15 protein-coding genes are annotated in these 15,169 nt (G+C 39.0%); 9 read left to right on the top strand and 6 right to left on the bottom strand.

Annotated features, from left to right (window positions below):
• Positions 1-544: 544 nt before the first annotated feature.
• Both ACZ5ZC_RS06325 and ACZ5ZC_RS06320 read right to left on the bottom strand, forming a co-directional pair.
• Positions 545-1,159, bottom strand: coding sequence for a hypothetical protein (locus ACZ5ZC_RS06325; protein WP_225478322.1), 615 nt, complete (start codon positions 1,157-1,159; stop codon positions 545-547).
• Between the two features lie 107 nt (positions 1,160-1,266).
• Complete coding sequence (locus ACZ5ZC_RS06320) at positions 1,267-1,698, bottom strand: hypothetical protein (RefSeq protein WP_464931515.1); 432 nt, start codon at positions 1,696-1,698, stop codon at positions 1,267-1,269.
• 656 nt (positions 1,699-2,354) lie between these two features.
• Between ACZ5ZC_RS06320 and ACZ5ZC_RS06315 the strand changes: the two genes are divergently transcribed.
• Positions 2,355-3,878 (top strand): ISNCY family transposase, encoded by a 1,524-nt coding sequence (locus ACZ5ZC_RS06315; protein ID WP_203527022.1) that lies wholly within the window; start codon positions 2,355-2,357, stop codon positions 3,876-3,878.
• Positions 3,879-3,996: 118 nt separating this feature from the next.
• On the opposite strand, the gene ACZ5ZC_RS06310 is transcribed toward ACZ5ZC_RS06315, so the two are convergent.
• Both ACZ5ZC_RS06310 and ACZ5ZC_RS06305 read right to left on the bottom strand, forming a co-directional pair.
• The gene (locus tag ACZ5ZC_RS06310; RefSeq protein ID WP_059678442.1) at positions 3,997-4,710 is read right to left on the bottom strand and encodes a hypothetical protein; all 714 of its coding nucleotides are present in this window, start codon (positions 4,708-4,710) and stop codon (positions 3,997-3,999) included.
• Positions 4,711-5,138: 428 nt separating this feature from the next.
• Positions 5,139-5,507, bottom strand: coding sequence for a hypothetical protein (locus tag ACZ5ZC_RS06305; protein WP_464931514.1), 369 nt, complete (start codon positions 5,505-5,507; stop codon positions 5,139-5,141).
• Between the two features lie 88 nt (positions 5,508-5,595).
• On the opposite strand from ACZ5ZC_RS06305, the gene ACZ5ZC_RS06300 reads away from it, so the two are divergent.
• The 4 genes from ACZ5ZC_RS06300 (at position 5,596) to ACZ5ZC_RS06285 (ending at position 9,449) form a co-directional block, all read left to right on the top strand.
• Positions 5,596-6,516, top strand: a complete 921-nt coding sequence (locus tag ACZ5ZC_RS06300; protein ID WP_464931513.1) for an IS5 family transposase — start codon at positions 5,596-5,598, stop codon at positions 6,514-6,516.
• Positions 6,517-6,866: 350 nt separating this feature from the next.
• Positions 6,867-8,177 (top strand): type II toxin-antitoxin system HipA family toxin, encoded by a 1,311-nt coding sequence (locus ACZ5ZC_RS06295; RefSeq protein ID WP_464931512.1) that lies wholly within the window; start codon positions 6,867-6,869, stop codon positions 8,175-8,177.
• Between the two features lie 227 nt (positions 8,178-8,404).
• Positions 8,405-9,019: a hypothetical protein gene (locus ACZ5ZC_RS06290; RefSeq protein WP_464931511.1), complete on the top strand. Its 615-nt coding sequence runs from the start codon at positions 8,405-8,407 to the stop codon at positions 9,017-9,019.
• A 58-nt stretch (positions 9,020-9,077) separates the two neighbouring features.
• Positions 9,078-9,449 (top strand): hypothetical protein, encoded by a 372-nt coding sequence (locus ACZ5ZC_RS06285; RefSeq protein ID WP_464931510.1) that lies wholly within the window; start codon positions 9,078-9,080, stop codon positions 9,447-9,449.
• 45 nt (positions 9,450-9,494) lie between these two features.
• Here the strand turns inward: ACZ5ZC_RS06285 and ACZ5ZC_RS06280 are convergent, their stop codons facing one another.
• A complete protein-coding gene (locus ACZ5ZC_RS06280) occupies positions 9,495-9,770 on the bottom strand; it encodes a hypothetical protein (RefSeq protein ID WP_054868370.1) in 276 nt (91 codons plus the stop codon).
• A gap of 20 nt (positions 9,771-9,790) precedes the next feature.
• Entirely contained in the window at positions 9,791-10,171 is a 381-nt protein-coding gene (locus ACZ5ZC_RS06275) for a hypothetical protein (protein ID WP_464931509.1), read from the bottom strand.
• A 189-nt stretch (positions 10,172-10,360) separates the two neighbouring features.
• On the opposite strand from ACZ5ZC_RS06275, the gene ACZ5ZC_RS06270 reads away from it, so the two are divergent.
• The 4 genes from ACZ5ZC_RS06270 (at position 10,361) to ACZ5ZC_RS06255 (ending at position 15,055) form a co-directional block, all read left to right on the top strand.
• Positions 10,361-10,804 (top strand): hypothetical protein, encoded by a 444-nt coding sequence (locus tag ACZ5ZC_RS06270; protein ID WP_054868368.1) that lies wholly within the window; start codon positions 10,361-10,363, stop codon positions 10,802-10,804.
• A 700-nt stretch (positions 10,805-11,504) separates the two neighbouring features.
• Positions 11,505-13,928 (top strand): DEAD/DEAH box helicase family protein, encoded by a 2,424-nt coding sequence (locus tag ACZ5ZC_RS06265; RefSeq protein WP_464931508.1) that lies wholly within the window; start codon positions 11,505-11,507, stop codon positions 13,926-13,928.
• A 57-nt stretch (positions 13,929-13,985) separates the two neighbouring features.
• Entirely contained in the window at positions 13,986-14,471 is a 486-nt protein-coding gene (locus ACZ5ZC_RS06260) for a hypothetical protein (protein WP_464931507.1), read from the top strand.
• Positions 14,472-14,626: 155 nt separating this feature from the next.
• On the top strand, positions 14,627-15,055 hold the full coding sequence (locus ACZ5ZC_RS06255; RefSeq protein WP_464931506.1) for a hypothetical protein: 429 nt from the start codon (positions 14,627-14,629) through the stop codon (positions 15,053-15,055).
• The last annotated feature ends 114 nt before the right edge of the window (positions 15,056-15,169 follow it).

Below are 15,169 nucleotides of genomic sequence, written 5' to 3'. Positions count from 1 at the left end.
ATCATTAATGTTGGTGGCTCTGATTCCACCAGTATTAATGCACAAAGTATAAAGTCAATATGATTGAGTAATTTTTTCAAAATGATAGATGGGAACTCGCCACGTGCCATCACATCAAACACGATATTACACCAATAATATTACCGAGCGTCTATAACTTTACAGGTTACGGTAATCAATACCTTCACTTGTTCCAAAGCACTATCAAGGCAATATTGAGTTGAAAAAGCATGGTTATCCGTCAATGACTCTATCTGCTTGGAAAGTCCTAAAAGTCTACGAAGAATTTTATCGAGGGTTAATGCATGGGTTCGCCAATCACTCTGGATACGGCTATTGGCTATTAGTAAATCTATCCTTAAGAGGTAAATTTGAAGCTCTAAGAGAATGTTCTGCTCTCCAACCTTTTTCGATATTAACTTCGCATCTTCTAGGCATTTGTGAAGATGACTAGTATTGATCTCGTTAGGTAGATGGGTTAACAACACAAACCTCCTTGGTGGATGAGTGGCTACTATCGAGTAACTACACACCTGCGCCAGTATTATTTAGATTTGAAAACTAGTCCATTTCTAGCCAGTTCATAGTCGAGATATTCCCAAGCAGTAAAATTTGTAAAGCCGATTTCATCATCATCTTTAATGTTCAGAAGAGACTTGTCACCTGTTTCCTCATATTCTTCTTCAACTTCACCTTCCACTCCGTTTAAAGCCTCTTCCACAAGCTGTTCTTGAATGTCTTCGTCTGACCAACCTAAGAATTTTGCAGTTAGATTTGGCTTAAGCCGATAGTAATCGTCAAGTTCACCTAGTGGTGGCTCTTTTCCTTGTTGTACCGCTTTAATGGTCTGTTCTAGCCCATAGGGGTACGTAGCCTCATCCCATTTGAACAACTGTTCTTCATCAACCACGAATATAAGCCAATAATCAGGATTAATAGCCACCTGCCAACCAAGTAAGTTGAACTCTCTAATGATGTAAAAGCGATCATCATGCGATAATGGCATGCCCACCATCTTCTGAATAAGCCCTTCACGTACTATGAACCGATTTTGGTTTGCTTCAGCATCCGATTTGTGAGTTTGAGAGCATAAAAGAATTAGCTTTGCTACTTGTTCATAATTGATACGATTATCTTTTACTCTTCTTTGAATAGGCATAGTTAGTTTTATCCTGTTATTTACATAAAAATTAATACGCGCTAACAACTAGCTAAACTCGCTTATACCTAAAACTAAAAAAGAAATCTCACGATTTTGCCCGATACTCAAGTCATCAAGCCAGTAAGTAACTCTTTTGTGACGTCTGCGGGATGACTGCTCCCTTGCGGCCTTACCCAAAAACGTATTGATTCACTAAGAGTTTTGGGACTTCCATCTTCACCATTGGCAAAAGGGATATTCAGATCAAATGGGAAAAGAGCATTATGGAAGCAAGTGATAATGTCTTGTTTAGAGTTCAACTTACCCTCGCTAATATACCCTTCAGCGAACTCTTTGATTATTGCAGTTTCTAGTAGTACTGACTGAAACCAATCGACAGAGTGCTTATATGAGATGACCCAATTAGGACCATTTACAATATCAAAACTAGTGTCATTTATTCCCCAAGACGTTGATTCAGAGAGAGTATCTTTGCTAGCAGCCAAACAAGAACTCACAATCAGCCCCTTTATATTGCGTCCTTTACTCTTAACCATTTCTGATACTTTTTAATGGAAGCATCAGCTACGCACTTACCATCACCATGTCCACCGATGTAAAGTATTTGTATGTTCTCTTCCGTGTCAGTTAGGTGATTTAACGCATATTCCAACGAGTTATTATCGTAATAATCACATGAATAAATATTAAGCTGTGACTTTTTAGCATTTTTGTTCACATACTGCTTTATCCCTGTAAAAAAGGGAGTCCAGTCGCTTGATCTCTGTTGTTTTTGAATGAAAACCAAGGCGCTTCGGCTACTAGTAGCGCGACATCTCTTTTCAATTTAAATACCTCTTAATCAAAATTGTTGGTGGCTTACTCTTCTTACTTGTCATGGTTCACCTAGTTAGTGGATTGGGGGGACGGTGAAATCCTATAAGTTGATATTACCTACATCTATGGCTAGTCACATTAGTTATTCTAGGGAAAACTGCGAGTTTTCTCTGCTACTGAGTAAATACATTAACGCGAAGTGGGGCAATGATGAGTCAGCTAGGAAGAACAACTGACTGTGATCACCAAGCGATTCTGTCGTACCTTAACTACCAACCGATTTTGTCGGTGAACTAATTACCAAGGGAAAATGACGGATCCATTTCTATACCTAACCCTTTGAATAGGTCAACTCACCATTCAGGGGTTAGTAAGGATGATCATCATGGACTCTCGCTCCCAGCTTACTGTTGATGTGATCGCTAAAGTCACTCAAGGTAAGATCAGCATTCACAGTGCTTCCAAACTCCTCAATAAGTCCCGTCGTACCATAGAGCGTTACCTCCACCGCTACCGTCGTGAAGGCATACGCTTTGTAGTCCATGGCAATAAAGGTCGTGAGCCTGTCAATAAAACCCCTGATTCACTGAAAAGACAGGTTCAGCAACTGATCCAAACTAAGTACTTCGATTTCAATTTGCAGCATCTGGCCGAGTTACTCACGGTCAACGAAGGCTTGACCATCAAGCGGGAAACTTTGCGAAAGTGGGCGCACGCTATCCACCATGTGAAGCGAGCCAAGCGTCGTCGTAGCCGAGTAAGAAAGTACAGGGAACGAATGGAGCAGCCTGGACTGATGCTGCAAATGGACGGCAGTCCGCATCAATGGTTTGGTGAGCATCGCTCATGCTTGATTGCCATCATCGACGATGCGACCAGTGATATCCATGCCGAGTTCTTCCCTTCCGAAACCACGGAAGGCTGTATGAAAGTCATGAAGGCATATATCGAAAAGCGAGGTCTGTTTAAGACGCTCTACGTCGATAGAGCGGGTATATTCGGTGGTCCAAAACGCAGTAACTTCTCTCAGATGCAACGCGCTTGTGAAGAGCTAGGGATCGAAATCATCTTTGCGAATTCGCCCCAAGGCAAAGGACGTGTCGAACGGGCATTCGACACGTTCCAAGACAGGCTGGTTCCAGAGCTTCGGCTGCATCATATTACCGATATTCAAAGCGCCAACGAGTATCTTCAAAACCAATTCATTCCACTGTACTGGCAACAGAAAATCGCGGTGCAGGCGAAGAACCCGAGGTCGGCATTCAAGGTTGTACCTGAACACATCAACCTTGATACGGTCTGTGTTCACAAGGAATATCGCAAGGTTCGCCGAGATCATACCTTCAGTTATAACAATAAAATGTATCTCATCGACTCGCCCATAAGGCACTCCATCGTCAATCAGAAACTGGAAATACGCTGTCAGTTCGATGGTGCATTCTCAGCCTATTTTGGTCACCGAAAACTGCATATTACCGAGTTAGAAGAGCCACCAAGAGCGAGTGAGTATGGGATGGAAGTCCAGCGCAAGTTGGATGTCATCGAGCTTGCCGACCGCCTGGGTAATGCGACGGAAGCCGCTCGGCTCACTGGTTGCTCGCGCCGAAGTATCTACAACTATCAAAAGGTATTAGCCGAGGAAGGCGCCCTTGGCCTTAAGCGCATTAACAAACCGCTGCACCGCAGCAAAAACAGCATACCTGAAGAAACCGAACACAAAATTATCGAGCTGACCTTAAACAATCCGTATCAAACCTCAGTACAGTTGAGAACCATGCTAAAGAAGGAGTACAACATCACCGTCAGCAGTTGCACGATACGAAATATCTGGAAGCGCGAGGCACTGAATACCAGAGCGCTGAGAATACAACGCTCAGCGGCATTAAATAAAGAAGTCTAGCCTGTGGGCTAGACTTAAAGGTGAACGACAAAGTCGCTTGGGATTTATCCCGTCAGGCTCCCTTGGTAATCACATAGGAAGAACAACTGACTCAAAAGTGGGCTAGTTAAGTTAACACTTAGCTATAGTTGTCATGATAGCCATCGATTGCTGGATGGTACTGTCTATCGTTTTCGAGGTCTAATGCTGTAGTTCTTTCATCATAGACATGGTTATTTACATATTCTCCATCGATGAAAAAGAATTCACGGTAGCAAGAGCCAAATTTCGAACCTATGCGCTCTTTCGCAATTTCATTAGCGTCTTCAATAGTCCAAGGATTGTTTCTGTTTCGTAAGAACTCAACACAGATGTATCCCCACTGGTGTAATTGCGAACCATAGCCTATATCCAAGTCACGGTGTTTAACTTCAGCGAAACTTAGTATCCTTGCACCTATATCGGTTGCAAAGCCTTTATCGAGATACTCGGCCTTAAAGTTACGTCTAATAAGTTTGGGAGTGGTGCCTTCATACTCTAGCTCATTTACCATCAAATCATCATCAAATATAACCAATAGAGAGCTGTTTTGATTTGGATTAAGCTGTTTACCTCTATTCCCCTGAGCCATAGCGAACTCTTGATTAACCCCATCCATACCTTTATTTGCATTAACTATATTAGCTCTATGATTGTTAGCTTTTTTCGAATGCTGTAATAGCGAATGGTAGTTAGGGAAGCCAACTTCTCGTGCTGCTAATTCAAGTGCTTGGGTGTGCTTAACACCTAGTTCAACTTGAATCTTTTTAGCTAGTTTCTTGATATTTGAAATGAAAGATTGAGTAATATTCATGATCTTATATACCTAGACGAAAAGCTAAGTAAATCCACTCCTAATTTTCTTCTTCCCGCCGAAATAAATAAGAAAAAATATATAATTTAGGATTATGGTTCTCGAAAGAGTTTGCCTTATTGGAGTGAGCAGGCTTCCATCCAGCCTTAATTTAACAATCTATCTCATACTAACTCATTAGTCAAACTAACAAAACCCATACCTTGAGGCATCACTTGGATAACAAAATCTAGTTCAAACTTCCATGATGAGATTGAACGAATCATCATTGCTAGCAAGGTTTGGGGCAGAAACGAGTTAGGTTCATTGCTCTAACTCGTCAAACTACAATTAGTAAAAGTAAGTAAAAACAACAAAGGCAAAAGACAAGACCTGACCCTATCTAGAACCTCTATACCCATTCATTGTGACTTTTTGGTCATTGCTGTTTATCTACTAGACACCATCGTACTCACTTTAAAACTGCTCACGGTTGTCATTCTCAAACGTCTCTCCGTTGGATAATTAGCCTTAATGTATGTTGAAACTGTTTTTTCTCTCCAAGGCTGTGGTAGATGAGTCTGGGAAAAAAGATCGCCTATTATCTCGAAATAGTTCTCCATGCTCTTATTTTTACTTTCATTAAACTTTTTTGCTTCAGCTTGCATATGAGCAAACTGTGTATTTAGGTCACCATCATGATACCCTAAGCAACTGGCTGCACGCTCTAACACATAGCGCATTGCCTGTGGACTGTACCCAGCTTTGACCATAATATCCACAGCAACAACGTCAGCGGTTACTTCATTCGGAATCATCAAGTGATTGGCTTTGTTGCGTAATTCGATGGAACTAAATCAAGAAACTACGATCTGAGCGGCTACGCCCATCAATCGTCGTAGCCTCATGCCTAAACCTCGTTACAAAACAACTAACTGGAAGCAGTACAATAAATCCTTAATCAACCGTGGTTCTCTGACCTTTTGGATTGATGAGGAAGCGATAGCTGAGTGGAAGCAAAACAAACAAGGCAAGCGTGGTAGACCTCGCCGATTCAGCGACTTAGCCATTACTACTGCACTGATGGTGAAACGCGTTTTCTCTATGCCCTTGAGAGCGCTGCAAGGTTTTCTAGACTCCGTATTTAAGCTGGCTAACATCCCGCTTGTTTGCCCGCACTACACCTGTATAAGCCGCCGAGCTAAGGAAGTTGAAGTTTCATTTAAAACCAAAACCAGAGGAGCAATACAACATCTGGCCATTGATGCCACTGGCCTCAAGGTTTATGGCGAAGGTGAATGGAAGGTCAAGAAGCATGGAACTGATGGGAAGCGAAGAGTCTGGCGTAAGCTGCATATCGCGGTAGATACAAGCACCCACGAAATAGTCGCAGCAGAGCTGAGCTTATCTAACGTCACTGATGCCGAAGTGCTCCCCAACTTACTCAAGCAAACACGTCGTAAAATCATTGAGATATCAGGCGATGGCGCTTATGACACAAGGAATTGCCATGATGCCATACGGATCAAGCGAGCTGTTCCGCTCATCCCGCCAAGAGAAGGAGCAGCCTTCTGGGAACAAGGGCACCCTCGTAACTTAGCGGTAGGTTGCCAGAAGCTCTACGGCTCCAACAAGAAGTGGAAAAAGCGGTATGGCTATCATAAGCGCTCTCTGTCAGAGACCGCAATGTACCGAGTAAAACAGTTGCTAGGTGGGAAATTAAGTCTAAGAAATTACAACGCTCAGGTTGGCAAGACTTACGCCATGATCAAAGCACTGAACAAACTTACAGGGCTTGGTATGCCTGAAACTCAGTATATTGTATAAAAGTCGCTCAACTTTAGGAGGTTTGGTTTCTCGTCTGAATTACGCAACAAAGCCTCGCCATGCGCGTACTTAACGATGATCTATCCGACACAAAAAAATCGAGCACCGTGCACGAATTCAACCATATGTTTTTAAAATAAATTCACAGTTCAACCGAACACATAGAAATCCCCCCTACTGGATGAGCGTCAAATAGTATTGCAACAACAAAAAGACAACGGTAAAACTCTACTAAAACATTTCAGCCTACTTGAGTTATTGGTATCTCCAAAAGAGCCGTACAAACGACTATTAGTACGATAATATGATATCTGAGTAATTGCCGTTCTAACCGAGAGTCAAAGCAGCCAATGCCTTCATTAATAGCACATATCAACAACACAAAAATTGGCCATCTAACCAAGACTACCGATGGCTCAATGCAATTTTGCTATGACGATAATTGGTTAGATAAACCGAATGCCTACCCGATTTCGCTATCTCTTCCACTTCAAAGCGAGCCACACAAAGGTGACCCTGTAGCAAACTATTTTGATAATCTGTTACCTGACCTAACTTCAACACGTAAGAACATACAGCGTCGCCATAGCACCGCCTCAACAAATACCTTCGACTTATTGCATGCAATCGGTCGAGACTGTGTAGGCTCATTATCATTAGTACCTGAAGAAGAAGTTGAGGATAGATTAGATCTAGCCAAGTTGGAGACACTTTCAGTTGATGATTTGCGCAGTATCATAACTGCTCATAAGCAGCAGAACCCACTTGGCATGATCGATAAGCATGACTTTCGCATCACAATATCAGGGGCACAAGAGAAAACCGCGCTACTTAAGATTAAAAATGATTGGTTTTTACCCAATTTGGATTATCCAAGTACTCATATTCTCAAATTTCCGATTGGAGTTATTCAGCAACCATTCGCTACACTAGACATGACTGAGAGCGTTGAAAATGAGTATCTCTGTATCAAACTAGCAGAAGCAATGGGGTTCAAAGTACCTAGCGTAGAGATATTAGACTTTGATAATGTGAAATCTTTAGTTGTTGAACGGTTTGATCGTGCATGGTCTACAAGTACAGGTTCGCTTATAAGATTAGCTCAAGAAGATATGTGCCAAGCATTGTCTTTACCCACCAGCATGAAATATCAAGCTGACGGAGGAATTGGTATTGTAGAAATAATGCAGCTATTGAACAGCTCCACTAACGCAGAGAAAGACCGTGATAACTTCATGCGCTTCCAAGTTTTTCAATGGTTGATAGGCGCAACCGACGGTCATTCAAAAAACTTTTCAATTTTTATTGAGACCAATGGTGCTTATAGACTAACACCTTTCTACGATATTATGTCAGCCTTCCCCGCATCAAATGGCAAAGGTATAAACACTCGTAAACTAAAGTTAGCTATGTCTTTCAAATCCACTTCAAGCGGCAATAAGTGGCATCTTGAAAAGGTATATCCCCGTCACTTTATTGCAACAGCAGAAACCGTTGGTTTCTGCACAATTCGAATGCAAGAGATACTTGACGAGTTTGTTGAGTCCTTTCCGAATGCTATTGACCAAGTAGTTAGCCACCTACCCAACGGCTTTCCTGCTCAAATCATTGATTCCATTGTCAGCAACTCGCTTAGAATTCTTGGTAAAATAACGCTCTAGCCGATCAAAAAGTTGTTGGGTTGTGATGATTAGAAGTCGAACTCGGTACTTGGTTAGATAACAAGGGAATCGTTTTTCAGTGAATGTTACTGAAGAATTATCCAGATAGCTTGAGTTTAAGTCAAAATCGTGAGATTTATTTTCACTATTTAGGTATAAGAGAACTTGGCTAACTGCCAGTACTTTTCACATCATTAATAATGAAAAATAACAGGACAAAATTGATCATGTCTATTCAAAGAAGATTTAAAAATGAACGCATTACTTATGAACAAATAGTTAAGCTTATTCTTTTGTGTTCTAAAAGACATAGTTCTGACTCTCAAGATAACCAACATAAGTTCAAAGTTCGTGAGGAGTTTATTCAGAGGATATTGGGGATGCCATTGTCCCATGATGACCGTTTTTCTATTATCAGAGAGTTCAATATACTTGGCTGGCAGGTAGCGATTAGCTCTGAATTTTGGCTAGTATTCGTTGTAGACCAAGAACAATTATTCAATTGGGACGAAGCGACCTACCTCTCTGGATTAGAAGGTAGCATTAGAGCAGTAAGAGAAGGCAAGGAACCTCCGCTCAGTGAAATTTATGACTATTATCCAATCAGTTCCAATAAAACGGCTAAGTTTTTAGGATGGTCAGAGAACGATATTCAAGAGCAACTTATTGACGAAGCTTTAGATAGAGCTACAGAAGAAATTCAGTATGAATATGAAGAATATGGTGATAAATCGCTTCTAGGTATAGAAAAGGGTGATGAAATCGATCTAACGAACTTTACTTCTTGGGAATATCTGGACCACCAACTGGTTGAAAGCGGTTTGGTTTTTAAAACAAAATAGATTAGCGCTAGTTTGTGGCTACTCGTTAGTAGCCACATAGTTTCCAAAGAGGCTTGTAATGATCCCCCCTCAAACACTCACCATAATAAATACCCGAAATCTTCATGATTGTTTAGATAATGCCAAGTTTGAAGCTATGAGTATTGGCGAGCAGAACATCATTTTAGAGCTTCAAATCTACGTCTTAAGGATCGATATACTAATATTAGCAAGTAATAACCAACATGACTGGAGAGCAGTAACGTTAACTTTAGGCAAGGTCCTTCGTAAATTCATCTCACTCTCCAAACAGATAGAGTTAATGCTAAATTCTAATGCGCTGTCAGATAAAAATTGGCTTTATGAAGCTTTAGAACAAACAAAGAAGTTGACTGCTTTGATACGAGAAACATCTGTTCAGTTTTGTGACATAACCGTATCTCAATATTAGTTTTTAGTCATGCTGATAAGCATGACAAATACAAAAGTAAAGCGACTAAATCAGTTTATAGTTAACAGCTTTATGAAAATGAGCAGTAACCTTCTGTGTAGTTTTTTCAAATTTCAAGCCACAATACGGACAATGAATGATGTTAAAAGCAGTTTGCCACAGCAACTCTCCTACATCATTAAGTTCATGGCTTAATTCTAGATCCATTTCTGTTGCGGTTTCAGAGACAAACAAAAACCATTGTTCTTCAGTTGTGTAGTGATCTGTATAGTACACTTGAACTTCCTCAGGCATTTGTTCACATTGATGCTGCTTCGTCATAATATCTATCCCGATTCACATTAAAAGAAACAAAACATTTCGCTTTCTTTGACTTGCTCTTTTCGTTTTGATTTGTAACGATTGCAACCATAGAGTCCAGGGACACGAGATTCCTTCTGTGTTTGGTTGCTTTGCGCTGATTGGAGTCTATCCGTTTTAATATGGTATTGACTCGACAACATACAGTTAGCCGATTTTTTATTGGAGAATGATGCGTTTGGTTTAATTCTATGCTGCTGTTCTTCAACAGTTAAACTGTTCGCTTTAAGTAATGCTTCGCAATCTGAGATTAAATAATCATCAAAAGGATTTAAATCAACACTGGGGTTTAAAACATCATTTAAACGACTTTTAACAAGGGTTAGTTTTTGATTTTTATATACATATTTACGACGATTCATTTTGGTAACCTTTAAATCAATAAGATGTTTAACACCTTTTTAATAAACCACATTTAAAAACCATTGTAAATATAAAAACAAAAGTATAAATCAAACAAAAATTTTTTAATAATTAAAAACTTCCACACTTTTTAAGTTTGGTTTAAAATTGGAGTATTGGCAATTGTACATCTAATAGGAATAAAACTAATGACATTGACTGAAAAACAAGAAGCAGCCATAGAAATATTTAAGAGTCGCAATAATATCCGAGGCTTAGAACTATCTCTGGGTGAGTTAGAAGCAATCCGTGATAGAGTTAGCCACGTTATAGATGAGCTTAATACTGCGCAAGAAGTGAAGGCTGTTGAAGCAGCCATACACGCTTTACAAGTAATTGACTTTGAAATCCCTCACGAACTCGAAAAAAAGTATAAAACTTTAACAGGTTCAAAGTCTTCTACCGCAACGAAGCGAAAACCAGCACCACTTGTTAAATTTAAAGTAGGAGAAGATGTTTTTAAAGAAAGATCCCAAGGTAAAGCATCACGTGAACTGGCGGCAGCAATTGAAAGATACAATAGTGAAAATGGTACAAAACTGACTAAGAAAGACTTTAAAACCGATGAAATCGTTGAGGATGACAACCTTTAGTTTAAGTCTAAATATCATTAAGTATCACCATTCGTTACTGGAGTTATGACCACGTACTCATCTATTGAAACTCTCGCTCAAAGAGCGAGTCTACCTACTGATGCACTGATGCATAATACTTCGCAAGTGGCATATAGATTTAATGTTTAATTTTGAGTGTCCACTTCTCCATTTATTATTATATATACATTTGAGAAGTGGACACATAGGTTGATAGCCATTCAAAGGTTAACTTTTACTCAAATTGAACAACCAGCAAACTTAGCATGCTACCGCATGCATAGTTCAATAATTCAATGTCAATTAAGAGTTTATGTTTAGGAATACAGGCTCTCAGTGTCCACATCTACATTTCTGTATTATATATACAATACAGAAATGGACACATTGGTATACGATCATAAGTCAAAGTAAGTCATATTTCTAAACTTAAATACACTAAGTTACAACCTGAACAGTTCGTTATACATGGGAGTAATATTATTTAAATAATATTATTAACAACGTAAGAACTCATTTAGCCTTTATATTTTAATTTTAATATCATCGAATATTAAAATTAAAATATAAAAACCAATAACAATTAAATCATTGAAATACAAAGAATAAATGGACATTATAAAAAATATTAAAAAATAGATTGATTTTGTCGTTATTTATTAATTAGAATTTTTAAAAACTAATTAATCGAGATTAAATCATGGAATATTATTATAAAAATATCAGCACAGCTACACCTTTAAAAAACAAAAATATTAGACTTCACATTACTAAGAATGAAAAGGATGTTATAAAAGATACCGAAGCACGTGATGACTTAGCTATACGATCTCCGAGTGAAGTACTCATTAATAACCACGTCTACAACCGTTGTGTGAGTTCAATCTGTATTTACGCATCGACTGATTTACACGAAATTATCGATGCCATAGCCACAGCCATCCGATTTAAAAAGGAGTTGCTCATCTCAGGCCACCCGATAGATTTGATCGATATGCACCCTATATTTCAAGAAGTCTACTTAACGTCTCAGGCATGTAAGCTAGACATCAACAGTGATGAGTTAATAGAACATGCGTTCAAGCTGCTCAGAAAAGCTGTGCAAACGTCTTCTGCATCTATTGATTTTGTGAAGTCTTTTGCTTCAACATTCTTTGAAATCAGTGACGATGAGATCAATCAGCGTTTACGCTCCGTCAGGCTAAAGGAGAATGAAGCGATCACTCTGTCCCTGAACTTTTCAGAAGCAAAGACGGTTTCCTGTTTAAACAACATCGACTTATCGTTAAACCGAGTTAATGTTATCTCTGCTGAAACAGGGACGGGGAAAACAACGTATGTCATTGATAATTATCTTCGTGATCTTCTGAAAAAGGATTCGAACTTAAGAGTTGCCATCATTGCTCATAAAAACGAAATCAATAATAACATAAATTATAAGATCTCAACGCTGCTACCCAATGCGAAGGAAGCAAATCACAACACTAAGTCATTAAGAAAGCTTGAAGAGGCACAAATCATCGTTTCAACCACAAACTCACTGCCTAACATGCTGCAGTATGTACTCGGCTGCGATTTAGTTATCTTCGATGAGAGCGAAAAAGGCTTCTTATCACTCGACGGTAATCATTATAAAAATGAACGACTGAAAGCAAAATCATTTAACGCTTTAAAAACGGTCATCACCTACGCGAAGCAAGTTATCATGATGGATGCTGACAGCACTAACTGCATCACGGCTGAATTAGTTAAGTCTACAGGAATTCACGATTATCAGTTCTATAAAGTCGAGGGCGGAAAATATTCTGACATCAACATCAACCTCGTGAATAGAGATACCGTACTGAACGCAATCAGGAACGAAGATAACGCTTATCAGGTGATTGCTTTCGATAAGAAAGAAGCTTTGTACCAATATTTGTTTTCGATCGGCCTTAAATCTTCAGGTAAAGGCTGTGCTGAAAAAGCACTGGAAGCTGGGTATCTAGTGGTTACCCGTGATACTTGTAATACTGATGCTGTACGTAAATATCTAGCTACCCCAAACGTTTCATGTTTCTTGTACAAGCAAATCTTATACTCGCCCTACATCGATTCAGCAGTCAGTATCGAAACCAATTACACAGATAAGGTTTTAGTTATATCACATAGCATACTCACACCTAAGGGACTCATTCAGATGGGGAGAAGGTTTCGCCAAGCAAAGGAAATTACTTACGGTATTCAAACCGACAACGTTATCCCCTATGAGTACAAAAACATAGATTCTTCTGGTAAACCAATCAATAGTTCGTTTACTTTCGAACACATGCAGCACGTTATCCATCATATCTCGACGCATACGCGCCATAATATGCCTGTATCTTTAAAGCGCACCGCGACAGCGTTAGGTTTTCGAGTTAACGCTGAAGAATACTACGCAAAACAAGATGCCAATGAATCTCTGCTGCAAAAGCAGCTTGAAGAAGTATACAGGGCCTCAGTTAACGAATCGATTTATAACGCGCCTGAACATGTCACTGACCTGGATGAAGCTAATGAAGTCATTCAATCAGGCCAAGCAAACAACTTGCAACTGAGTGCTGCTGAAAAGAGAGTGATTTCAGAAAGGTTGCATATTCAAATTGATTATTTGACTGACGACGCAATCTCATTTTCTAGAAACAAAGCTTCGTTATTAGAACATTTGCAAGCATATACTGAGTGGCGCCAGACTAAAACATCAGACCAGCCCCTTTTTAATCTGATGAATGTTCTTTTTAAAACTTTAAACATATCTATTGAACGTATTGACCAGAAGCATTCGATCCCTAAATCCAGTTATTATGAAGCTTATGATATCATCAACCAGTTATTAAATGGTAATTCCGCACTCTGTAAAAAACTGAGTTCGATGAATACTATGTTGAAGCCCATCACTTCACAGTCACATTCTGAAGGCTATAAAACACGGGCAATAAATGATTTTCTTTCTAAACTCGGGTTTGACACTGAAGTTGATCATAAAACAAACGGAAATTATAGAAAGTATAACATCTGGTTAAATTCACACGCGTATCCATCGATACTCAATCAACATGATTATTATGAAGCTTCACTTGATATAAAACAAGCTATTATGTAATCATTCTGTTCGGTTTTAAGCAATTCTACCTTTTAATCTATGAAAATGATTTTCGAAATGCAGTATCGGCGTAAAGAAAAGTTTATCTATAGACGTGATGAGATCTGCTCAATCTTTAGAAGTGATGATATTGAGCAGATCATTGCAAAACACGACTACATCGTCAGTATTAATTTTGAGCGATTTGTTTACTTGCGTTCGACATTGCCGCCTGATTTCTTTGACAAACTAGCTTTGTCACTGCGAGATGGCGAACTGTGTTATATATCTTTCGAAGATGCCCTCTCAAGGTGGAGTGTTATCTCTCAGATCCCGATGATTTTAATTCTGGGTACAACAGGGGAATCAGGTTTTTATAAGACTAGGTTTGGCAGTATTGAGTTTGTCCATGTTCCTCATAGTCATGAGATAATACTTTCAAATACGACTGAACCTTATTACACCATTCGCTTAGCTAAGAAGTTTTTTGCTTTTGATGATTTAAAACGGATTGATAGGAACATGCATCTTATCGATTACGAAGAACTCTATTGTGATGATTAAATAATTAAAATGATAAATCTTTACTTTTTATAGAATTTAATTGACTTTAATCATCATCAGTTATAACTTAAAAACAGACGCGTTAAACACCCCGCGTGTCACTTAATAAATCTACAATAAACGAAGTTTTGGGGTAAGTTTATTAAGGATTTATTATGCAAAATTTGAAGAACTATCAAGAACAGTCAAATAATCAAATTTCTTTGATTAACCACCCCCTGCTCACTAGTCATGACATTCGTTTAAACGGCAGAAAGTTACATATCACTTCGCCACTAGACCTATGCCTTACTTTTGCACAATCTATGGAGCTAGTACTCCTTTCGTATGTAAAATTGAATGATGGTTCTGCTATTATGGCAACCTTTTCAAGCACGTTTCTATGTCAGGTTGAAAGTGAGGAAGACATTTTAAACGTAGTGTTTGCTCTCAATAAATCTCACTTTAGAAATATAACTGATAATGGGCAACTTCAACTTTATCTTTTTGATGATGTCGATAACAACTCCGAAATGGATGATTTCTGTTGCTCTTTCTCAATTAACGACTGGCTAAAACAAGTTAAGACCCATCAAATCTCATAAAACCATACTCTTTACTCTATGTTAATCCTTTCCCCAGATTGACTGTTGCCAGCGTGTAAACGCTGGCTTTTATCGTCTGTGCCTACCTCACATTTATGCTTAATAAAACACCTA

This window comes from Vibrio sp. JCM 18905, from assembly GCF_055393305.1.
The sequence above is the reverse complement of the archived record's forward strand: the minus strand, read 5'-3'. Positions and strand labels throughout refer to the sequence as shown.